This window comes from Comamonas piscis, from assembly GCF_014109725.1.
In the GTDB taxonomy this organism is placed as follows: Bacteria; Pseudomonadota; Gammaproteobacteria; order Burkholderiales; family Burkholderiaceae_C; genus Comamonas; species Comamonas piscis.
Window position 1 is genome coordinate 892,880 of record NZ_CP058554.1, and the last position, 21,664, is coordinate 914,543.

The following is a 21,664-nucleotide window of genomic DNA, read 5'->3' on the forward strand; positions in this document are numbered from 1 at the left end:
TTTTTACGCCTGTTTTTTACGCACCCATTTTTTCGCTCCTTTTCGCGCTTGTTATTTGGGTCTTTTTTGCGCTTGTTATTTGGGTCTTTTTTGCGGCGCAACAGCAGCGCAACTGGCCTCTGTAGTTCCGTCCAATTTTGTGCGGATTTGTGACTGCGGCCATACTATGGCGCTTCAGCGAGCCTGCCCGCACGTCCGTGCGGATCAAGGGACTGCGCTGAATCCATTCGAAGCCAGGCTGCTTTGCCCCCGGAGACAGGGGTAAACCGGGGGTTCACCCGCCTGGGCCTTCGATCACCTAGCCAGGCTGCTGCGATAAGAAATCACAACACGCACGCACAAAGCAGCCCAGCCAAACCCTTGTTGTTGAGCAGCACAGCGCCGCTGTGCCTGCATGTTTTTTTGGAAGAGGGAATCTATGTCGCAACGACTAGTACGCCGTTCGGTGTTGGGCTTGGCCTTGGGCCTGGGTTTGGGCGCAGTGACCGGTGTCGCAACACCGGCATTTGCACAGACTGCGGCCGCCAAGGCCAGCAAGCTGGACGCACGCGCGGTAGCGGTGGGTTACAGCGAATTGGTCTATGCCAACTACAGCGACAGCCTGGGCTCGGCACGCGACATGCAAAAGGCCATCGCCGCTCTGCTGGCTGCGCCCTCCAAAGAGACGCTGGAGGCGGCTCGCAAAAGCTGGCTCGACGCGCGTGAGTTCTATGGCCAGACGGAAGCCTTCCGCTTCTACGGCGGCCCGATCGACGACGAAAACGGCCCCGAAGGCCAGATCAACGCCTGGCCGATGGACGAGTCCTATGTGGACTATGTCGAGGGCAAGGCCAATGCCGGCTTCATCAACGACCCCAAGTTCAAGATCACCAAGGCCAACCTGGCCAAGCAAAACGAGCGCGGCGGCGAGGAAAACATCGCCACCGGCTGGCATGCGATCGAGTTTCTGCTCTGGGGCCAGGACCTGTCCGAAACCGGCCCGGGCGACCGCTCGTTTGAAGACTATGTGGACGGCAAGCGCGCCAACGCCGACCGCCGCCGCCTCTACCTGAAGGTGGTGACCGAGCTGCTGATCGACGACCTGGCCAGCGTCACCAAGGCCTGGGCACCGGGCCAGAAGAACTTCCGCGCCCAGTTCGACAAGGGCGGTGTGGAATCGGTGCGCAAGATCATCGTGGGCCTGGGCTCGCTGTCGCGCGGCGAACTGGCTGGCGAGCGCATGGAAGTGCCGCTGAACTCGCAGGACCAGGAAGACGAGCATTCCTGCTTCTCGGACAACACCCACCGCGACATGGTGGCCAATGCCATGGGCATCCAGAACGTCTGGCTGGGCCAGTACAAGCGCCGCGATGGTTCGAGCCTGAAGGTGGCCTCGCTGGCCGACCTGGTGGGCGCCAAGAACGCCGAGCTGTCGGGCAAGACCAGCGCGCAGATCGCCAGCACCGTGAAGGCGACCGAAGGCATCCAGGCACCGTTTGACCGCGAAATCATTGGCGGCGCCGATGCTCCTGGCCGCAAGCGCATCCAGGCAGCGGTAGACAGCGCCACCGAGCAGTCCAAGCTGCTGGTGCAGGCGGCCAATGCCATCGGCATCACCAAGCTGACCCTCGTTCAGCCCTGACCCCGGACCCTTGCTGCACTATGTCTTTGAAGATGAATGACAAGATGCCCGGTGGCCGCACCCAGCGGCTGGCATGGGCAGCAGCGGGTTTGTGCGCGGCCGCAGCCTTGGCGGTGGCCCTGCGCCCGCAGGCCAGCGTGGCGCAGACGGCGCCCGCTGAGGCCGCTACAGCGGCGCCTGCGCAAGACCCCAGCGAGATGACCGGCGGCGACACCACGGTGTTTGCCACCGGCAAGAACGCGTTCTCGTTTCCTTTTGCCTCCCTGGCCGATGCAGAGCGCACGCGCTTTGTCATCGGCAACTCTTTTTTCAAACGCAACTGGGTAGAGGCACCGGCCTCGACCCGGCTGCGCGATGGCCTGGGCCCGCACTTTATTGCCCGCAGCTGCGCGGGCTGCCACATCATGGATGGGCGCGGTGAGCCGCCAGAATTCAAGCGCACCTTGGGGCCGGACCCCGAGCCGACGGTAGCGCTGCTGATCCGCCTGTCCGTGCCGGGCAAGGCCGACCCGCATGTGGGCGTGGTGCCCGAGCCGACCTATGGCGACCAGTTCAACAATGCGGCGGTGCAGGGCGTCAAGCCCGAGGGCATCGTGCGCATCCACGGCACGCCCATCAAGGGCCGCTTTGCCGATGGCACGGCCTACGAGCTGATCCAGCCCCGCTACGAATTGACCGACCTGGGCTACGGCCCGATGGCCAAGGATGTGATGCTGGGCCCGCGCATTGCGCCCCAGGTGGTGGGCGTGGGCCTGATCGAGGCGATTGCCGACGCCGACATCTTCGCCAATGTGCAGGAGCAGGCGGCGCTGGCCGGCCCCATCAAGGGCCAGGTCAACCGCGTCTGGGATGCCTACGGCCAGCGCGAGGCCATTGGCCGCTTTGGCTGGAAGGCCAACTCGCCCAGCGTGGCGCACCAGACGGCCAACGCCTTCTCCGGCGATATGGGCATCACCTCGCGCATTTTCCCGAACGAGAACTGCAGCCCGGCGCAAAAGGACTGCCTGGCCGCCCCGCATGGCGGCGGTCTGGACAAATCCACCGCCGGCCGCACGGCGGCACAGGCCCGCGCCGATGCGCCCGAGATCGATGACAAGACGCTCAACGATGTGATCTTCTACCAGGCGACCTTGGCGCCGGCTGCCCGCCGCAACATCAATGACTCGGCCGTCAAGCTGGGCCAGCGGCTGTTTGCGCAGGCGCAGTGCGCTGTTTGCCACAAGCCCAGCTATGTGACCGGCCCGGGCCCCTTCCCACCGCTGACCGCCAGCAATATTGCTGGCCAAAAGATCTGGCCCTACACCGATCTGCTGCTGCATGACATGGGCCCGGCGTTGGCCGATGGGCGGCCGGACTTTCTGGCCAGCGGCCAGCAGTGGCGCACCCCGCCGCTGTGGGGCATTGGCCTGATCCAGGATGTAAACGGCCACCAGCGCCTGCTGCACGATGGCCGTGCGCGGGGCGTGCTCGAAGCGATTCTGTGGCATGGCGGCGAGGCCGAGCAGGCCAAGCAGCAGGTGCTGAATATGGATGCCGCCGAGCGCGAGGCCTTGGTCAAATTTGTGGAGTCGCTATGACGCAAGTCGGTTTGAAACCTTGGCCCGCCAAGGCCGCGCAATCCTGGGGCAGGGCTTGCGCCCTGGTGGCCCTGGCCGCCATCGGCAGCGCTGCCCCGTTGGCGCAGGCGGCGGACACCCCCATGCCGTACTACACGGCCGCCCAGGCGCTGCAAAGCCTGTATGGCCAGCATCTGCCCGCCCGTGCGGCGGCGTTTGTGCAGGCCGCTGCTGCGCAAGACCAGGTACTGGCCGGCTTCTGCGCCGGGCCTGCCGCTGCTGCCAAAACTGCGGCGACGGAGCTGCGCGGACAGTGGCAGCGCAGCCATACCGCTTGGCTGCAGCTGTCCACGCCCAGCGTGGGGCCCTTGGTGGAGCGCCGCTCGCTGCGGCAGATTGATTTCACGCCAATCCGCACGGCACTGATTACCCGCGCCGTCAAAAAAGGCCCGCAGACCGCCGCCGATATGGAGCTGGTGGGCACGCCCGCCAAGGGCTTTGGTGCGCTGGACTGGCTGCTGAGCCAGGGCTTGCAACCGGCAACCCCTGAATGCGCGTTTGCGCTGCAGGTGGCCAAGGCGATCAGCGCCGAAGCGCAAAGCTTGCAGACCGCGCTGGATCCCTTGCGCAGCAAGACCTGGAGCGTCGAAGGCTCGGAGACCGAGCCCGAGGATGTCGCCAGCCCCGGTGCCAAGGAAACCGGCGCAGCCATTGAGGAGTGGATCAACCAGTGGCTGGGTGGCCTGGAGCGCCTGCGCTGGGCGCAGATGGAAAAGCCGGTCAAGGTGGTGGAGGGCAGCAACAAGGCGCCCGCCTTTGCACGCATTGCCATGGCACACAACTGGCGCGAGTGGCAAACCCAGTGGCAGGCATTGCATGCCCAGGCTTTGCTGACCCCCGCCCAGCGCCAGCAGCCGCCCGTGCCCGGCAAGGACCTGATCTCGATCGAGGCTTTGCTGCTCAGCAAGGGCCATATCGCCCTGGCACAGCGCTGGCGCGAGGCCATTGGCGTGGTGGATGCCGCCATGCCGGCCCCCGGCAAGGCGCCAGCCAAAGAAGGCGCGCAGGCCAATACCGAGATTCTGGCGCTCGCCACCAAGCTTAAGGGCATCACCGCGCTGTACCAGGCCGAGATTGCGCCAGCGCTCGATATTCCGCTGGGCTTTAGCGACAGCGATGGCGACTGAGGACAAACTGTGACTGTGTTATCCACACCCATCCCCCGGCGCGCGCTGCTGCGTGGGCTGGGCGCCTCGGCGATGGGGGCGCTGGGCTTGGCCGAGCTGTCCTTTGCCAAAGATGCGGGCAGCATGGCTGGCGTGACCCGGCTGGCAGCCGTATGGCGCGATGGCCCCAGCGCGATGGCGCAAGACTGGGCCGGTGTGCTGGAGGTGCTGCCCCAGGCCAGCGGCGGCCATGCCTGGCGCATTGCAGCGCGCACCCCGCTGCCCACACGCGGCCATGGCGTGCAAACCCTGCCGGATGGCCAATTGGTGTTTGCCGCCCGTCGCCCGGGCGATTGGCTGCTGCGCTGGCAGCCCCAGACAGACGCGCTGCAATGGGCCTGGATGCAGGAGGACCGCTGCTTTAACGGCCATGTGTCGCTGGCGGCGCCTACAACCGCGCAAGCCCAAGCGGGCGCAGGCCGCAGCGGCATCCTCTTCACCACCGAAACCGATCTGGAAGACAGCCAGGGCTGCATTGGCCTGCGCGATGCCGTCAGCCTGGAGAAGCGGGCCGAATGGCGCAGCCATGGCATGGACCCGCATGAGCTGCTGGTGCTGCCTGCTGCGTTGGGCCCGCTGCCGGCGGGCACCTTGGTGGTGGCCAACGGTGGCATCCCCACGCAAAGCGAGACGGGCCGCAGCAAGAAATGGCTGGATGCCATGGACCCGTCTCTCGTCGCGCTGCACCCCGCCGACGGCCGTCTGCTGGGCCAGTGGAAGCTGCCCGACCCGCGCCTGTCGATCCGCCACCTGGCCTGGGATGCCACGCGCCAGCGCCTGGGTATTGCACTGCAGGCCGAGCATGATGACGAACGGCGCCACAGCGCGCCCATCTTTGCGGTATGGGATGGCCAGCGCCTGCAACTGGCGCAAGACCAGCCGCCGCTGGCCGGTTATGGCGGCAGCGTGGAATGCGCGCCCCTCGCGCAGGGCGGTTTTGTGGTCAGCTGCCCCAAGTCGGATTGCATGGCCTGGTTTGATGCCCAGGCGCGCTACCTGGGCAGCAGCCCCCAGGGCGATGTTTGCCCGGTGGCCCGCGATGGCGCACGACTATGGGCCGGCGGCGGCCATGCCGTAGCCGAGCGAACCAGCCGCAGCAGTGACCAAGCAGTGACCGCGCTGGATACGGTGACCGGGCTGATGTTCGACAACCACTGGCGCCTGGTCGGTTAAGGACCCTCTGCAAAACTCCCTGCCGTGGTCTGAACGCGGACTCGGGCGATCCGCTGCGTTGTCTTCCTTGTCAATAGCTACGGCTATTGACTGCAAAAGACGCCTTGCGGCTCATCCCGATCCGCGTCCATCCCGCTTGGCGAGGGTTTTGCAGAGCATCCTTAAGCGTTCTGGCTGTTAGTCCGCCGCCTGCCTGCGGCGGCGTGCCATGCCCATGTCAATAGCCAGGCCCGCCGTCCAGCACAGCCAGCCCGTCCACAAGGTGTGGCTCATGTAATGGGCGCCGCGCATTTGCTGGCCCAGGCCCAGCAGCAGGCCTAGGGCGATGGCGGCGGCCAGCCACCAGCGGGCGGCACGGGGTGTGTCGCGGGCCAGCGCAAAATAGCCGCCGACAAAGGAAAAGCCCGCTGCCGCATGGCCGGCCGGAAAGCAGTGGCCGGCGCCGCCGTCGTGCAGGCCCCAGCGCCAGTGCGACACATACTCGGCCACGCCGCCAAAGATCGATAGGTCCCAGGGGCAGCTGGTAGCGCTGCTGCGCTTGAGGATGGCCACCACCGCGAGAGAGGCCAGAATGCTGACCAGCAACTGCACCCGGCGGGCGGTGGGCAACTGGCGCAGCAGGCCAAACGGCAGCCAGACGCCCAGACTCAGCGCCAGCACTACCACCCAACCCAGGTTGCGCATACCCTGGTGCATATAGGTGACCAGAAAATGGTCATCGCGCAGCGCAAAGCCCTGCGCCGTACCCCAGAGGTGGGCCAGTGCCAGGTCACGGCCCCCGGCATCCCAGAGCGCAATCAGCAAAGAACTGAGCACGGTGGCCAGCAGCCAGCGGGGGTTGTACCAAGGGGCTCGGGTGTCGGTGAACGAGGCGGGGGGGCAAGAGGGCATCTGGCGATGCTGGGGCTGTAGCCTTAAGGGCTTCTTAATGTCCCAGGCGCATGGCGCGGGGCATAGGCGCGCAGGCACAAGTCATGCACAATGCCAGCCATGCGCATACTCATGGTGGAAGACGATGCCGGCATTGCAGAGGGCCTGAAGGCCAATCTGCAGCAGCGCGGCCATGCGGTGGACTGGTGCTCTACCTTGGCCGAGGCCTGGCGCGCGCTCACCGCCGAGGGCTTTGATGTCGTGCTGCTCGACCTGGGCCTGCCCGATGGCGATGGCTCGCGCCTATTGCAGCAGCTGCGCAATGCCCCCGCGCCCACGGGCCTGCGCAAGACCCTGCCAGATCCCGCCACCCCCGTCATCATCCTCACCGCCCGCGATGGCGTGCATGACCGCATTGAAGGCCTGGACCTGGGCGCCGATGACTACCTCTCAAAACCCTTTGATGCCGAAGAACTGCAGGCCCGCTTGCGCGCCCTGGTGCGCCGCGCCGCAGGCCGCGCCAATCCGCTGATCCACTACCGCGATCTGGTGCTGGACCCGGCCCAGCACCAGCTGCGGCTGCGCGACGAGGCCGTTGAACTTTCGCCCCGGGCCTACACCATCTTGCTGATCCTGTTGCAGGCCCAGGGCAGGGTGCTGTCGCGCCAGCAGCTCGAAGAAAAGCTCTACAGCTTTGATGCCTCGGTCGAGAGCAATGCGGTGGAGGTGCACATCCACCACCTGCGCAAAAAACTCGGTGCCGACTACATCTTGACCATGCGCGGCGTGGGCTACTTCATGCCCCAGGACCAGGCACCGTGAACCTGGCGGCCAAGCCCCCGCGCCTGCCCCAGCTGCGCACCCGGCTGCTGGTCTGGATTCTGGCGGCGCTGGTCATCGTCTGGGCCAGCTTTGTCTACTGGGCCTACCAAACCGGTATTGAAGAAGCCGATGAGCTGACCGATGGTCACCTGGCCGGCGTCGCCGCGCTGGTGCTCAATATTCCTTACAGCGCGCAAATCCCGGCGGGCCTGCCGACCGAGCGGGTGGCGCTGCCGGGTCTGCATGCGCATGACTACCAGCAGTCGATGAGCCTGCAGGTCTGGAGCGCCGAGGGCGATCTGGTGCTCAATGTCGGCACTGCGCCGCGCCTGCATTTTGCCGATGGGCGCAGTGGTTTTTTTGATGCGCAGTTGGGCCCCAAGCACGAGGTCTGGCGCACCTTCACCCAGTGGAACACCGAGCACACGCGCAAGGTGGCCGTGCTGGTCAACCTGCAAGAGCGCGATGACCTGGCCGATGACATCGCAGGGCAGATGATTCTGCCGGGGCTGTGGTTGCTGCCGGTCGTCACCCTGGTGCTGGGTTTCACGATACGCGCCGGCCTCAAGCCCTTGACCCAGCTGTCGCGCGATGTGGAGCAGCTCGAACCCGAGCAGGGCCAGCGCCTTTCCACCGGCCACAACTGGCAGGAGTTCCGGGCGGTCACCTTGGCGTTCAACAGTTTGCTGGACCGCAATGACGAGGCGATGGAGCGCGAACGCAAGCTGGCCAACCAGATCGCGCATGAGCTGCGCACGCCGCTGACTTCCATCAGCCTGCATGCACAATCCCTGCAAGGCGGGCTGGACCCCGCCCAGCAGGCGCTGGCGGTGCAGCGCCTGCATGCCGATGCGCTGCGCGCCGGCCATGTGCTCAACCAGATTCTGGCCTTGGCCCGCAGCAGCCGGGTGGGCTTGACCCAGCAGGCCGCGCCGGTGGACCTGGCGCAGCTGGCGCGCACAGTGGGCGCCGAGTATGCGCAAGCCGCCTGGCAGCGCGGCGGCAGTGTGGCGGTGGAGATGCCCGAGCAACTGTGGGTGAGCGGCCATGCCGTGCTGCTGGAGGTGGCCCTGCGCAACCTGGTCGAAAACGCACTGCGCCACACCCCCGAGGGCACGCAGATAGAGATGCAGGGCGGCAGCGAGGGCGGCCGGTGCTGGCTGCAGGTCTGCGACGATGGCGGCCGCCTGAAGGAGCAAGCCGCGCCCGAGCCGGTGGACAGCCTGCAGCTGGGCCACCAGATCGTGGACCGCATCATGGCCTTGCACGGTGGCCGTTTTGACTGCCCCGCCGCTTTGGCGCCCTATACCACTTGCTACCGCCTCGGTATGCCTCTCGCCCAGATGGCCTGAGCTTGCTAAAATAGGCAGTTACCAAGCGGTTACCATGCCGCCAATATGAATCCAGGGTGTTGCGGCGGCTGCTGCAGCACTCTTTCTTTGCATTAGAACGGACCCGACCACCATGCCTTTGATCTCGATGCGCGAAATGCTCGACCATGCCGCCGAAAATGGCTACGGCATCCCTGCCTTTAACGTCAACAACCTGGAACAAGTCCAGGCGGTGATGTCGGCGGCGGACGAAGTGGGCGCGCCCGTGATTCTGCAAGCCAGCGCCGGCGCCCGCAAGTATGCGGGTGAGCCCTTCATCAAGCACCTGATCCAGGCCGCAGCCGAGATGTACCCCCACATCCCGCTGGTGATGCACCAGGACCACGGCACCACCCCCGAGATCTGCCAGGGCGCGCTGAACCTGGGCTTTGGCTCGGTGATGATGGACGGCTCGCTGATGAGCGACGGCAAGACCCCGTCGTCCTTCGACTACAACGTCGATGTGACCCAGAAGGTGGTGGCCATGGCCCACCAGATCGGTGCCACGGTCGAAGGCGAGCTGGGCTGCCTGGGCAACCTGGAAACCGGTGAAGCCGGCGAAGAAGACGGCATCGGTGCCGTGGGCAAGCTGGACCACAGCCAGATGCTGACCGACCCGGAAGAAGCCGCGGTGTTCGTCAAGGCCACCCAGCTGGATGCACTGGCCATCGCCATCGGCACCAGCCACGGCGCCTACAAGTTCAGCCGCAAGCCCACGGGCGACATCCTGGCGATCTCCCGCGTCAAGGAAATCCATGCACGCATCCCCAACACCCACCTGGTGATGCATGGCTCCTCGTCGGTACCCCAGGATCTGCTGGCCATCATCAACCAGTACGGCGGCAAGATGAAGGAAACCTACGGCGTGCCGGTCGAGGAAATCCAGGAAGCCATCAAGTTCGGCGTGCGCAAGATCAATATCGACACCGATATCCGCTTGGCGATGACCGGCGCGGTGCGCAAGTTCCTGGCCGAGAACCCCGACAAGTTTGACGCCCGCGAATGGCTCAAGCCTGCGCGTGAAGCTGCCAAGATCATCTGCAAGGCCCGTTACGTCGAGTTCGGCTGCGAAGGCCAGGGCGGCAAGATCAAAGGCTACAGCCTGGAGCAGATGGCCAAGAAGTACAGCGCTGGCGATCTGGCCCAGCTGGTCAAGTAAATCTACCTGCCTCGCCAGTGCCTTAGTCGCTGGCCTCCAAAGCCTGCAAAGCTTGCGCATTGCAGGCTTTTGCTTTGGGCCTACGCCATCTGGCGATACCCGCACACGCGCACTGCGGCCCGTGTTTTTGCACAATGCCATCCATAGCAAACATAGGAGCGCACAGCATGCAAACAAGCCATTCCTGGGATCTGGATCTGGTGGTGATTGGTGGCGGATCGGGGGGCGTGCGGGCGGCTCGCATGGCGGCAGCGCGGGGCGCCAAGGTGGCGGTGGTGGAATCCAAGGCCATGGGGGGCACCTGCGTCAATGTGGGTTGCATCCCTAAAAAGCTCTACAGCTATGCCGCAGGCTATGCCGAGGCCTTTGAAGAGGCACGCGGCTATGGCTGGCAAATGCCCGAGACGATTACGCTGGACTGGCAGGCGCTAAAGGCGGCGCGTGCGCAGGAGATCTCCCGGCTCAATGGCATCTACGAAGGCCTGATGCGCAATGCCAATGTGGAGCGCATTGCAGGCAAGGGCCGGCTGACGGATGCCCACACCGTGGTGGTGTCTGCTGATGGCGCCGATGTGCGCACCTTGACCGCATCCCATATCCTGATCGCCACCGGCGGGACGCCAGTACACCCCGAACTGCCAGGCAGCGAGCATGTGATCGTCTCCGACGAGATGTTTGACATGGCCCAGCTGCCGCGCCGCCTGGTGGTCGTGGGCGGTGGCTATATCGGCTGCGAGATGGCCAGCATCTTCCACGGCCTGGGCGTGCAGGTGAGCCTGCTGCACCGGGGCGACCAGATCCTGCGCGGTTTTGACGACGAGGTGCGCAGTTTTGTCGCCGAAGAAATACGCAAGAGCGGCGTGGACCTGCGCCTGAAGGCGGAGGTAAAAGCGATCACCTGCGATGCCGCCAGCGGCGAGCGCACATTGACCTTGGCCGATGGAACGGAGCTGAAAGCCGACCAGGTGCTGTATGCCACCGGCCGCAAAGCCAATGTGGTCGGCCTGGGCCTGGAGGCGCTGGGCATTTCGCTGGACAAGAGCGGCGCCATCGTCGTCGATGCGCAACTGGCGACGTCGCAGCCCAGCGTGCATGCCTTGGGCGATGTGGTGGGGCGCATGGAGCTGACCCCGGTGGCGCTGGCCGAGGCCATGGCCTGGGTGGACCATATCTGGGGACCGACCCCAGGCAAGACTGCACGGGTGATGGACTATGACAACATCCCGACGGCGGTGTTCACCCATCCGCAGATCGGTACCGTAGGCCTGACCGAGGCCCAGGCCCGCGAGCGCCATGGGGCGGTGCGCATCTACCGCAGCGATTTCAAGCCGCTGCGCCACACCCTGTCGGGCCGCAGCGAGCGCTGCCTGGTCAAGCTGGTCGTCGATGACGCCAGCGACAAGGTGGTCGGCCTGCATGTCGTCGGCGCTGATGCGGCCGAGATCACCCAGGGCTTTGCGGTGGCCATCAAGGCAGGCGCCACCAAGGCGGTGTTTGACCAGACGATTGGCATCCACCCGACGATGGCCGAAGAGCTGGTGACCTTGCGCGAAGTAAGCCGCAAGTAAGCTTCAGATCGCGCCAGTTGCTGCTATGCAACATCTTATAAATTCTCTCTATAAAGGGCGCGCGGCTCGGGCATGATACGCGCTCTTTACAGAGGAGATACATATGAAGGAGTGGGTGTATCCGCGTGAGCGGACCCTGGGCGCCATCACCCTGGTGTTGGGTCTTTTGGCATGGTTGCTGATTTTGTTGCTGAGCCTCGGCACGGTGCTGATCTACCTGCTCATCGGTTTCATTTTTTATCTCTTTGCGCAGTCGGCACTCATTGCCTGGCTGCGTGGCACGGCTGTGCGCCTGTCGGACGAGCAGTTCCCCGATCTGTACCTGCAGTACCTGCAGTGCTGCAAAAAGCTGGAGCTGGTGGACCCGCCCGAAGCCTATCTGCTGCAAGGCGACGGCATGATGAATGCCTTTGCGACCCGCTTCCTGGGCCGCAACTTTGTCATCGTGCTGAGCGACACGGTGGACGCGATGCGCTCCTTGCCCGATGGCGTCAACTTCTACTTTGGCCATGAGCTGGGCCATATCAAGCAAGGCCATTTGACCGGCCACTTCTGGCGCATGCCGGTGCTGTGGCTGCCGCTGCTGGGCGCCGCCTATGCACGGGCCCAGGAATACACCTGCGACCTGCATGGCCGCGCCTGCTGCGAAGGTTCGGAGTCCGCTGGCCGCGCGCTGTCGGTGCTGGCCGCTGGCGCGCAGAAGTGGAAGACCATCAACCTGGTGCAGTATGCGCGCCAGACGATGAGCAACCGCGGCTTCTTCCCCGATTTGCATGAGCTGCTGAGCGGCTACCCCTGGCTGACCAAGCGCGTGGCGCGCATGATCAGCCCCGGCCTCAAGATGCCGGGCCGCAATCCCTTCTCCTATCTGTTTGCGCTGTTGGTGCCCTATGGCGGCCGGGCCGGTGGTGGGGCCGTGGGCCTGCTGATGGTGGTGGCGATCATCGGCATCGCAGCTGCCATCGCCATCCCGGCGCTCAAGGGCGGTGCGGGCGGCGGTGCCTTCAGCCAGATGCTGATGCAGGGCATGCAGGCCCCAAAGGGCAAGGAGGCTTTCGCGAAGGAATGGGCCCAGGCCGAGCCGGTGCGCCAGGCGTTGTCGCGCTACTACCAGACCTATGAAGAGGTACCGGATTCGCTGGCCGATGCCGGTATCTCGCCGGAGCAGGAAGGAACGCTGATGTATGACAGCGAAGACATGTCGCTGACCGCGATGACCATCCATGGCCAGTTGGAGATGCAACCCATGCAGGGCGAGGGCGGCAAGGTGGAGTGGCATTGCAGCGCTGATGGCGCCGCGCAACAGTACCTGCCAGCCGGCTGCCAGAGTAAGTGAAGCATTTAGATACATTCATAGCCAAAGTCTCCTGATTCGGTCCGACGCCCTCCGACAGAATCCGCAACGGCCTTGCTATGATGCGGGGCTTGGCGGTGTGGCGCAGGCCACGCGCTGTCTGTGGGCCGCCGCTACTGTTTTCAGGATCCGTCTATGTCTTTTTCTGCTGCCCGTTCTCTGTCCTGGCTGGGGTGCGCCGCTGCCGTCGCGGTGCTGAGCGCCTGCGCGCCGCTGCCATCCCGTGTGGAGCCGGTGGGCCGTACCTTGGTGTCGCTGGACCAGAACGCCGATCTGCAATGGGCCTACTGGGGCACGGACAACGAGGTGCTCGACGTGCTGCCCGAGGACCTGGCCAAGGACAAGCCCCTGCAGGCCCGGCTCTGGCAGATGCGCACCAAGGTCGGAGAACTGGTCGGCGTGATGTCGCTGCGCTCCAATGTCGATGACCTGAACAACAGGAACACCGTCTGGACCCAGGACTGCCCCAAGCAAAAGGGCGTGCTGGTCGAGCGTACCCAGGGCTTGAACATTGGCCGCGTGGACTGCCTGCGCGTCAAGCGCACCGCCAACAGCAGCGACTGGCTGGCGCAAAACGATGCATCCATGGCGTCCCGCCTGGAAAGCGCCGGTGTCTACTTTGCGCGTCCGGTGGCCTATGTGTCCTACCAGTTCAGCACCAGCAATGGTGGCTATGTCGAAGCGCAGGTGCTGGTGGACCAGCGCCTGGTGCGCCCGCCTATCCGCAGCAGTGTGGATTTTCTGGCCGCCGGCCGCTCGCTGGACCGCTGGGCCCAGGACCTGGCCCGCTCCATGCGTGAGAGCACCGGTTACTTCAACGGCGTGCTGACGGTGCCGCCTTTCCCGTATGAGATCGACCAGCAGCCATACTACGAGACCAAGCAGGACGACTCCGATACGCTGTTTGCCAAGGAAACACCCAACCCGCAGGCCGCTCAGGAGAAAGCAGCTTCGGTCGTTGCACCTGCAGGGACAGCACCTGCCGGGGCAGCACCCGCCAAGCGCTGATCGTTTCCTGCGCTCAGCAGCAGCCATGGCCTCGGCCATGGCTTTTTTTTGCCTTTTTACGGGTATATCCAGACTTGGAATGCGCCGAGAATTTGCACAATAGGGCGAGATCGAACAACATGGCTCAACAGCAAGCCGGGCGCACAGGGCGCCGGCACGCGCTGTATGACCGACAGGAGACTTGTGCATGACCGAACGCCCATGGCTGGCCGCTTACCCACCAGAGATTCCCGAGGACATCGACCCCGAGCGCATTCCCACCTTGGTGCAACTGCTCAACCAGGCCTTTATCCAGTATGCCGACCGCACGGCGCTGCACTTCATGGGGGCGCGCTTCAGCTACCGCCAGCTCGATGACTACAGCGTGGCACTGGCCGCCTACCTGCAAACCTTGTCGCTGAGCAAGGGCGACCGCGTGGCGCTGATGATGCCCAATGTGCCGCAGTACGCGGCGGCGGTTGCGGCCGTGTTGCGCGCCGGGCTGGTGGTGGTCAATGTCAACCCGCTCTACACCGCCTCCGAGTTGGACCACCAGCTCAAGGACAGCGGCGCCAAGGTGATGGTCGTGCTGGAGAACTTCGGCGCCACCGTGCAGAACTGCCCGGCCCACCGCCAGCTTGACAAGATCATTGTCTGCAGCATGGGCGATTGCCTGGGCCTGATCAAGGGCAGCATCGTCAACTATGTGGTGCGCCACAGCAAGAAGCTGGTGGCACCATTTACCCTGGAGCGCAGCATCCGCTACCCCGATGCGATCCGCGAAGGCGAGCGCCATGCCTTTGCGCCGGTCGAAGTGGGGCCCGACGATGTGGCCGCGCTGCAGTACACCGGCGGCACCACCGGCGTGGCCAAGGGCGCCGTGTTGCTGCACCGCAACCTGGGCGCCAATGTGTTGCAGGTGCAAGCCTGGTATGGGCCGGCGCTCAAGACCATTTCGCAGGGCGAGCAACCGCTCTGCGTTTGCGCGCTGCCGCTCTACCATATCTTCGCGTTCACGGTCTGTTTTCTGCTGTCCATGCGGCTGGGCCACCAGGTGCTGCTGATCCCCAATCCGCGCGACATGAAGGCGGTGCTGGGCGAGCTGGGCAAGTACGAGTTCCATACCCTGCCAGCGGTCAACACCTTGTTCAATGGCCTGATGAGCCACCCCGATTTCGACAAGGTGAACTGGAAGAACCTGCGCGTGGTCGTTGGCGGTGGCGCGGCGGTGCAGTCGTCCGTGGCCGAGCGCTGGCTGCAGCGCGCCGGCCAGCCTATCGTCGAGGGCTATGGCCTGTCCGAAACCAGCCCGGTGGCCAGCTGCAACTTTGTCGGCACCGGCCAGAAGGCCTCGGGCTCCATCGGCTACCCGATGCCGGGCACCGACATGGCGATCTTGGACGATGCCGGCGAGCCGGTGGCGCAGGGTGAGCGCGGTGAGGTCTGCATACGCGGCCCGCAGGTGATGGCCGGCTACTGGCAGCGCCCGGACGAAACCGCCAAATCCATGACCGAGGATGGATTCTTCCGCTCGGGCGACATCGGCATCATGGAGCCCGATGGCATGTTCCGCATCGTCGACCGCAAGAAGGACATGGTGCTGGTCAGCGGCTTCAACGTCTACCCCAATGAGGTCGAAGACGTGGCAGCCTCCTTCCCCGGCGTGGCCGAATGTGCGGTGGTCGGTGTGCCCGATGAGAAGACCGGCGAGGCGATCAAGCTGGTGGTCGTGCGCAAATCGGCCGACGTGACCGAAGCACAATTGCGCGCCCATTGCGCCGAGCACCTGACCGGCTACAAGCGGCCCAAGTACATCGAGTTCCGCGACAACCTGCCCAAGACCCCGGTCGGCAAGATCCTGCGGCGCGAGCTGCGCGACGAAACCACCAAGGCCTAAAGAGTCAGTCCTTCACCGCCGACCCACCCGACAAAGCGGAGATTGCAGCGACAATCTCCGCTTTGCTGTTTTTTAAGAGTACGACGTGATCCTCGCCATTCTCAGCGCCCTCCCCGAGGAACAGGCCGGCATTGCCGCGCTGCTGTCCGATGCCAGTGCCACGGACTACGCTGGCCGCCGCTATACCTGCGGCCAGCTACACGGCCATGCGGTGGTGCTGGCGCTGTCGGGCATTGGCAAGGTGGCGGCGGCCAGCACGGCTGCCACCTTGATCGAGCGCTTTGGTGCCCAGGCCATTGTTTTTACCGGTGTAGCTGGTGGCCTGGGTGATGGCGTACAAGTGGGCGATGTGGTGGTGGCCAGCAGCTATGCACAGCACGACATGGATGCCTCGCCGATCTTCCCGCGCTATGAGGTGCCCGGCTATGGCCGCGCCCGCTTTGACTGCGATGCCGCGCTGAGCGCGCAGCTGGCGGTGGCCGTGCAGCAATGCCTGGCTAGCGATGCAGCAGCCTGGACGGCCGAGCTGGGCCTGCCCGCGCCGCGCATGCACCAGGGCCTGGTCGTCAGCGGCGACCGCTTTGTCAGCAGTGCCGCCGAGGTGCAGGCCCTGCGCAGTGGCTTACAGGCAGTCGGTATGGATGCCCTGGCGGTCGAGATGGAAGGCGCCGCCGTCGCCCAGGTCTGCGCCGACCATGGCCTGCCCTTTGCGGCCATGCGCAGCATCTCCGACCGGGCCGATGACAGCGCGCACCTGGACTTTCCCGTGTTTGTGCAGACGGTGGCCAGCCGCTATGCAGTGGCCATCGTGCAGCAGTGGTTGGCAGCGCGCTAGCCGCTGTCCGCTAACGGCGAAGGCCCAATGGGCGCTACAGCCGCTCAATCCCGGCCATGTCCACCCACTTGGCCCAGCGGCGGATGTCGTCCTGAATGAAGCGCTGCAGGTCGGGCCCAGAGCGCCACTGGTTCTCAAAGCCGCGTGCTGAAAAAGCCTGCTGAACCGCGCTGTCGGCCATGGCCTGCTGCAGCGCACGGCCCATGCCCTCGACTGCCACGGCCGGTGTTCCTGCGGGCGCGGCCAGGCCAAACCAGCCCTGCACTTCGAGCCCCGGAACCACGGTTTGGGCGGCAGGCACCTGGGCCAAAGTCGGCAGCGGTTGGGGGCTGGACACGGCAATAGGGCGCAGCCGGTCATTTTGCAGCGCCGGTGCGGCAGACAGGGTATCGATAAAGACAAAATCCAACTGGCCGCCCATCAGGTCGGTCAGGATCTGGGTGACCGACTTGTAGGAAGCACCTTGGAAGTCGAGCTTGGCCAGCACACGCAGCAGCTCGGCAGGCACTTGGGAGGATGAGCTGTAGTAGCCGTAGTTCAGCTTGCCAGGCTGGCTGCGCGCCGCCGCTACCAACTCGGGCAGGGAGCGGAAGGGGGCGTTGGCGCGCACCAGCAGCACGGAGCTGAAGCGGCCAAACATGCCGATCTGCACAAAATCTTTGAGCGGGTCGTAGCGCAGGTGGCGGTAGAGCGAGACATTGGCGGCATGCGTGGAGTTGCTGGTCAGCATGAAGGTGTAGCCATCCGCGGCCGCGCTTTTGGTGGCCAGGGTGCCGAGAATGCCCGCCGCGCCGGACCGGTTGTCCACGACCACGGTAGCACCGGGCAGCGTGCGCGGTATATGGTTGGCGAAGGTGCGGGCGATGAAATCGGCGGCGCCGCCCGAGGCGGAGGGCACGATGATGCTGATGGGCCTGGCCGTGGGCCAGTCGCTGCCGCTGGCGTAGGCGCGGGCCAACGGCAGGCCAGCCAAGGACAGGCTGGCCATGCCTTGCAACAGGCGGCGGCGGGAAGGGTTGGGGCTAGGCATGGCGGGTCTCCTGGGTTTTTTAAGTGAGGCTGGCGGGGTGCGGGAACCTGGTGCTGCGCAGGCTCTGCAGAAAGGGATGCAGGGCCTGCAGGTACTGCGGCGGGCAATCCACCATCGGGGTATGGCCACCGGGCAGCAACTGAAGCTGGGCATGGCCGATGCAGGCTGCCAGCTCCTGGGCATCGGCCACGCTGCGGCGCTGGTCGCGCTCGCCGTGCAGCACCAGCACGGGGCATTGCAGTGACGGCAACTGCGCGCTCAGGTCCACGGCGCGCAGACCTTCCAGGCTTTGCAGCAAGGCCGCAGGCGGCAGGCTGGCAAGGTAGTGGCACAGCTGCTGCCACAGCGCGGAGGGTGGCGGTGATGCGAAGCAGGCTTGCAGAAACGCCTGTTGGGCGCTATGGGTCCATGCCTCGCGCACCCGTTGGGGAAAGCCGGGGTCTCCATGGTGGCGGCTGTGGGCACCGGTGTTGCCGGTCACCACGCCTGCCAGCGGCAGCTGCGGCTGCAGTGCGGTCATCAGCGCCAGCGCGCCCCCCACGGAGTAACCCAGCAGCACCACCGGTCCGGCCTCTCGGTCCTGAACGCGCGCGCGCAAACCATCGGCCAAGCGCTGCGCCACCGCAGACGGATCGCAGGAATAGGGGCTGTGCGGAGGCTGGGCCCAGTCCACAGGCTGTACCGTCCAGCCCGGGGCGTACAGCGCGCCCAGCACTGCAGGGCTGCAGCCAGCGCCTGGCAGCGCCACCAGCAGGGGTCCGGCAAGCGCCGCCCAGTCGATGGCATCCAGCGGGGCCGGTGGGCGGCGCTGGGCCAAGGCCTCTGGGGCGTCGTCAGGGAAAAGGGAAGTCACAGACATGGCGCCATCGTAGTCAGCCCAGGCCTATGGACATAGGGAATAATATTTATCTTTTGATAAGTAAAAGGAATCAGCCACCATGCAGATGGATCTGCCCATAGCCCAGGTGCGCCACTTTCTGCTGGTGGCCGAACACGGCGGCTTTCATGCCGCGGCCGACAAGGCATTTCGCAGCCAGCCGGCCATCAGCAAATCGATCCAGGCATTGGAAGAGCGCCTGGGCGGTGCGCTGCTGGAGCCGGGGCGGCGCTCGCTGCTCACGCCGCTGGGCCGCCAGTGCCTGCCTTTTCTGCGCGAGCTGGTGCTGCACCATGACCGCACGGCCAGCACCGTGTCCGCCTTTGTGCGCAAGGACCGGGGCACGCTGACCGTGGCGGCCATTGCGGCGGTGGCCGGCAACTGGTTGCCCCAGCTGGTGCAGGGCTACCAGCAGGACCATCCCGGCGTGGCGGTGCGCCTGCTGGACGACAACTCGCGCAATATCGAGCGCATGGTGCTCGATGGCGAGGTCGATTTTGGCATTGGCAGCATGGTGTCGGGCACGGCGGAAATCATGGTCGAGCCCTTGGTTGATGACCCATTCGGCCTGGTCTGCAGCCGCAGCCACTCGCTGGCGGCACGCAAGCGCCTGCGCTGGGAGGCGTTGCAAGGTCTGCCCTTGCTGGGCACCACCGCCCACCACCAATTGGCGCAGTGGCCAGAGCAGGCGCGCTGGTTGCAGCAGCCGGTGATGCAGGTGAGCACCATGCTGACCATGCTGGCGCTGTTGGAGGCCAACGTGGGGGTGACGGTGCTGGCTCGGTTGGGCGTGCCTGCCATGCTGGCAGATCGCCTGGCCTTTGTGCCCTTGGTGGGGCCCCAGCGCATGCGCCAGCTGGGCATTGTGCGGCTGGCAGGGCATTCGCTGAGCCCCGCCGCGCAGGATATGCGCGAGCGCCTGCTGCGCCATGCGCAGGCACAGCAGGCTGAACCCCGCCGTTGAGTGTGGAGGGTTAGCGCGTCCCCCGCCTGAATCGCCTGAGCGGCGCCAGAGTGACTGTGCACCGCAGCCTTGCCCGGCACAATGGCGCGCTGCCCCGATTTCGCCCTGCCGCCCATGTCCCTTTTTCCGCCCCATGCCTTTGCCCCCGGCCAGGTGCTGACCACCTGCAAGCTGGGCCTGGGGCAGATGCTGTCCTGGGGCTCGGCCTTCTACCTTCCCGCCATCCTGGCCGGTGCGATGGGCGAAAGCCTGGGCATCCCGCCATCGCGCATCTTTGCCGCGTTCTCGCTGGCCTTGCTGATGATGGCGCTCACCGGGCCGGTGGCCGGGCGCTTAATAGACCGCTGGGGCGGGCGCCCGCTGCTGATGGCCACCAACCTGCTGTTTGCGCTGGGGCTGGTGCTGCTGTCGCAGGTGCAGACCCAGGGCCAGCTGTTTGCGGTCTGGTGGCTGCTGGGGCTGGCGATGGGGGCAGGGCTGTATGAGGCGGCCTTTGCGACGTCCGTGCGGCTCTATGGCAAGGCGGCGCGGGGCAGCATTGTCGGCATCACCTTGTTTGGCGGCTTTGCCAGCACCTTGAGCTGGCCGCTCACCACCTGGCTGCTGCACAGCTGGGGCTGGCGCGAGGCCTGCCTGGTCTGGGCGGCGGTGCAGCTGCTGGTATTGCTGCCGCTGCATGCCAGCTTGCCCCATGCGCCAGCGCGGCCGTTGCTTGATGCTGCAGCCATCGCACCGGGCTTGCCTGCAGCAACCGCAGCACCCGCCGTATCCTTGCGCGGCCAGTGGCTGAGCCTTGTCTTGCTGGCGCTGACGTTTGCGGCGGTCTGGTTTATCGGCACCTCGATGATGTCGCACCTGCCGCGTCTGCTGATGCTCAGCGGTGCCACGGCCACCGCGGCGGTGGCTGCAGCGGCGCTGGTGGGGCCCGCCCAGGTAGCGAGCCGTATTGCCGACTATGCCTTTTTGCGCCATGCCCACCCGCTGTGGTCGGCACGGATTGCAGTGATGGCCTATCCGTTGGCGGCCTTGTTGTTGGCGCTATTAGGTGCTTCGGGCGGCTGGGCTTATGCGCTGGCCTTTGGTTTGGGCAACGGCATCATGACGGTGGTGATTGGCACCTTGCCGCTGGCCATGTTTGGCGCGCAAGGCTATGGCCAGCGCCAGGGGCTGCTGATGGTGCCCGCCCGCATGACCCAGGCCAGCGCCCCTTTTCTGTTCGGCCTGGCGCTGGAGCAGTGGCAACTGGGGGCGCTGTGGGTGCTGGTGCTGGCAGCCTCCATCGCTGGGACGGCGCTGTGGTGCCTTCGCGCCAAATCCGCCTGACTGGTAAGCAGCGGTAAGGCTGCCAAATTCCCCTGATTTCATAGCGCAAAACGCCCAACCATCAAGGCTCGGCGGTGGATCTGCGACGCCCGTCTTTCGGCAGCTTCATGCTCGCCATTCCGCGTCTTAGGCCGACCTTCAGCCGATCTCCTAGGGTTTCCCCTCTGCATTGCCCCCATGGGGTGGTCGCTACACTGACGGTGTTTCATGAATTAATCAATGTTTCTTAGGTGAAACAAACACTGACTATGACACCCATGCCGCAGATTGGCCAGTTGCAAGGCCGCCGTATTTTGGTCACCGGTGCCGCGCGCGGTCTGGGCTTTGCGTTTGCCCAGGCCTTGTGCGAGCACGGCGCCCAGGTGGCCCTGGCCGATCTGCGTGAGGACCTGCTGACGCAATCGGTGGCGGCACTGCAGGCGCGTGGCTTCAGGGCGGTCGGCATCCGCGTCGATGTGGCCGATCCGGCCTCCGTACAGCATTGTGCCGATGAAGCGCTGCGCGCTTTGGGCGGACTCGATGGCTTGGTCAACAATGCGGCGGTCACCGATTCCGGTGGCAAGGGCATGGACGACATCGAACTGGCCAAGTGGGACCAGGTCATGCAGGTCAATGTGCGTGGCACCTGGCTGATGACCCGCGCTTGCCGCCCGGCACTGCGTGCCAGCGGCCGGGGCGCCGTGGTCCATCTGGCATCCGACACTGCCCTTTGGGGCGCGCCCAACCTGATGGCCTATGTGGCCAGCAAGGGCGCCGTGATTGCAATGACGCATGCGATGGCGCGCGAGCTGGGGGCCGATGGCATCACCGTCAATGCCGTGGCGCCGGGCCTGGTGATGGTCGAGGCCACGCAGTACGTGCCCGAGACGCGCCACCGCCACTACATCGATCAGCGCGCGCTGCAGCGCGAGCAAACACCCGAGGACGTCGCCGGCGCCGTGGTCTATGCCATGTCCGAGGGCGCCCGCTTTGTGACGGGCCAGGTACTGGCCGTCAACGGCGGCTTTGTGATGCATTAACCGCAAGGAGTAA

Annotated in this window: 18 protein-coding genes; 15 read left to right on the plus strand and 3 right to left on the minus strand. The window is 65.4% G+C overall.

Going from position 1 to position 21,664, the window contains the following annotated elements; all coding sequences use genetic code 11:
* Positions 1-418 precede the first annotated feature (418 nt).
* From HS961_RS04080 to HS961_RS04095, 4 genes are read left to right on the plus strand one after another with little or no spacing between them, the layout of a single operon-like run.
* Entirely contained in the window at positions 419-1,621 is a 1,203-nt protein-coding gene (locus HS961_RS04080) for an imelysin family protein (RefSeq protein WP_182326502.1), read from the plus strand.
* A 20-nt stretch (positions 1,622-1,641) separates the two neighbouring features.
* A complete protein-coding gene (locus HS961_RS04085; RefSeq protein WP_238347779.1) occupies positions 1,642-3,198 on the plus strand; it encodes a di-heme oxidoredictase family protein in 1,557 nt (518 codons plus the stop codon).
* Positions 3,195-4,364, plus strand: a complete 1,170-nt coding sequence (locus HS961_RS04090; protein WP_182326503.1) for an imelysin family protein — start codon at positions 3,195-3,197, stop codon at positions 4,362-4,364. The genes HS961_RS04085 and HS961_RS04090 overlap by 4 nt, the downstream gene beginning before the upstream one ends.
* 9 nt (positions 4,365-4,373) lie before the next feature.
* On the plus strand, positions 4,374-5,576 hold the full coding sequence (locus HS961_RS04095) for a DUF1513 domain-containing protein (RefSeq protein ID WP_182326504.1): 1,203 nt from the start codon (positions 4,374-4,376) through the stop codon (positions 5,574-5,576).
* 177 nt (positions 5,577-5,753) lie between these two features.
* On the opposite strand, the gene HS961_RS04100 is transcribed toward HS961_RS04095, so the two are convergent.
* Positions 5,754-6,467, minus strand: coding sequence for a phosphatase PAP2 family protein (locus HS961_RS04100; RefSeq protein WP_182326505.1), 714 nt, complete (start codon positions 6,465-6,467; stop codon positions 5,754-5,756).
* A 99-nt stretch (positions 6,468-6,566) separates the two neighbouring features.
* On the opposite strand from HS961_RS04100, the gene HS961_RS04105 reads away from it, so the two are divergent.
* The 8 genes from HS961_RS04105 to HS961_RS04140 all read left to right on the plus strand — a co-directional run bounded on the left by HS961_RS04105 (position 6,567) and on the right by HS961_RS04140 (position 16,438).
* A complete protein-coding gene (locus tag HS961_RS04105; protein WP_182326506.1) occupies positions 6,567-7,268 on the plus strand; it encodes a response regulator transcription factor in 702 nt (233 codons plus the stop codon).
* A gap of 2 nt (positions 7,269-7,270) precedes the next feature.
* On the plus strand, positions 7,271-8,620 hold the full coding sequence (locus HS961_RS04110) for a histidine kinase dimerization/phospho-acceptor domain-containing protein (protein ID WP_182328112.1): 1,350 nt from the start codon (positions 7,271-7,273) through the stop codon (positions 8,618-8,620).
* A gap of 112 nt (positions 8,621-8,732) precedes the next feature.
* Positions 8,733-9,797, plus strand: a complete 1,065-nt coding sequence (fba, locus tag HS961_RS04115) for a class II fructose-bisphosphate aldolase (RefSeq protein WP_182326507.1) — start codon at positions 8,733-8,735, stop codon at positions 9,795-9,797.
* Positions 9,798-9,964: 167 nt separating this feature from the next.
* On the plus strand, positions 9,965-11,365 hold the full coding sequence (gorA, locus tag HS961_RS04120; RefSeq protein ID WP_182326508.1) for a glutathione-disulfide reductase: 1,401 nt from the start codon (positions 9,965-9,967) through the stop codon (positions 11,363-11,365).
* A gap of 103 nt (positions 11,366-11,468) precedes the next feature.
* On the plus strand, positions 11,469-12,701 hold the full coding sequence (locus HS961_RS04125) for a M48 family metallopeptidase (RefSeq protein WP_182326509.1): 1,233 nt from the start codon (positions 11,469-11,471) through the stop codon (positions 12,699-12,701).
* A 153-nt stretch (positions 12,702-12,854) separates the two neighbouring features.
* Positions 12,855-13,727, plus strand: coding sequence for a hypothetical protein (locus HS961_RS04130; protein ID WP_182326510.1), 873 nt, complete (start codon positions 12,855-12,857; stop codon positions 13,725-13,727).
* A gap of 187 nt (positions 13,728-13,914) precedes the next feature.
* Entirely contained in the window at positions 13,915-15,603 is a 1,689-nt protein-coding gene (locus tag HS961_RS04135; RefSeq protein WP_182326511.1) for an AMP-binding protein, read from the plus strand.
* Between the two features lie 85 nt (positions 15,604-15,688).
* A complete protein-coding gene (locus HS961_RS04140) occupies positions 15,689-16,438 on the plus strand; it encodes a 5'-methylthioadenosine/adenosylhomocysteine nucleosidase (protein ID WP_182326512.1) in 750 nt (249 codons plus the stop codon).
* A gap of 34 nt (positions 16,439-16,472) precedes the next feature.
* Here HS961_RS04140 and HS961_RS04145 read toward each other — a convergent pair whose 3' ends face one another.
* Both HS961_RS04145 and HS961_RS04150 read right to left on the minus strand, forming a co-directional pair.
* The gene (locus HS961_RS04145; protein WP_238347781.1) at positions 16,473-17,468 is read right to left on the minus strand and encodes a Bug family tripartite tricarboxylate transporter substrate binding protein; all 996 of its coding nucleotides are present in this window, start codon (positions 17,466-17,468) and stop codon (positions 16,473-16,475) included.
* Positions 17,469-17,487: 19 nt separating this feature from the next.
* Positions 17,488-18,327, minus strand: coding sequence for an alpha/beta fold hydrolase (locus tag HS961_RS04150; RefSeq protein ID WP_182326513.1), 840 nt, complete (start codon positions 18,325-18,327; stop codon positions 17,488-17,490).
* 79 nt (positions 18,328-18,406) lie between these two features.
* Between HS961_RS04150 and HS961_RS04155 the strand changes: the two genes are divergently transcribed.
* The 3 genes from HS961_RS04155 to HS961_RS04165 all read left to right on the plus strand — a co-directional run bounded on the left by HS961_RS04155 (position 18,407) and on the right by HS961_RS04165 (position 21,651).
* Positions 18,407-19,309: a LysR family transcriptional regulator gene (locus tag HS961_RS04155; protein ID WP_182326514.1), complete on the plus strand. Its 903-nt coding sequence runs from the start codon at positions 18,407-18,409 to the stop codon at positions 19,307-19,309.
* A 114-nt stretch (positions 19,310-19,423) separates the two neighbouring features.
* Positions 19,424-20,632, plus strand: coding sequence for an MFS transporter (locus HS961_RS04160; protein WP_182326515.1), 1,209 nt, complete (start codon positions 19,424-19,426; stop codon positions 20,630-20,632).
* Between the two features lie 248 nt (positions 20,633-20,880).
* On the plus strand, positions 20,881-21,651 hold the full coding sequence (locus tag HS961_RS04165) for an SDR family oxidoreductase (protein ID WP_412101628.1): 771 nt from the start codon (positions 20,881-20,883) through the stop codon (positions 21,649-21,651).
* The last annotated feature ends 13 nt before the right edge of the window (positions 21,652-21,664 follow it).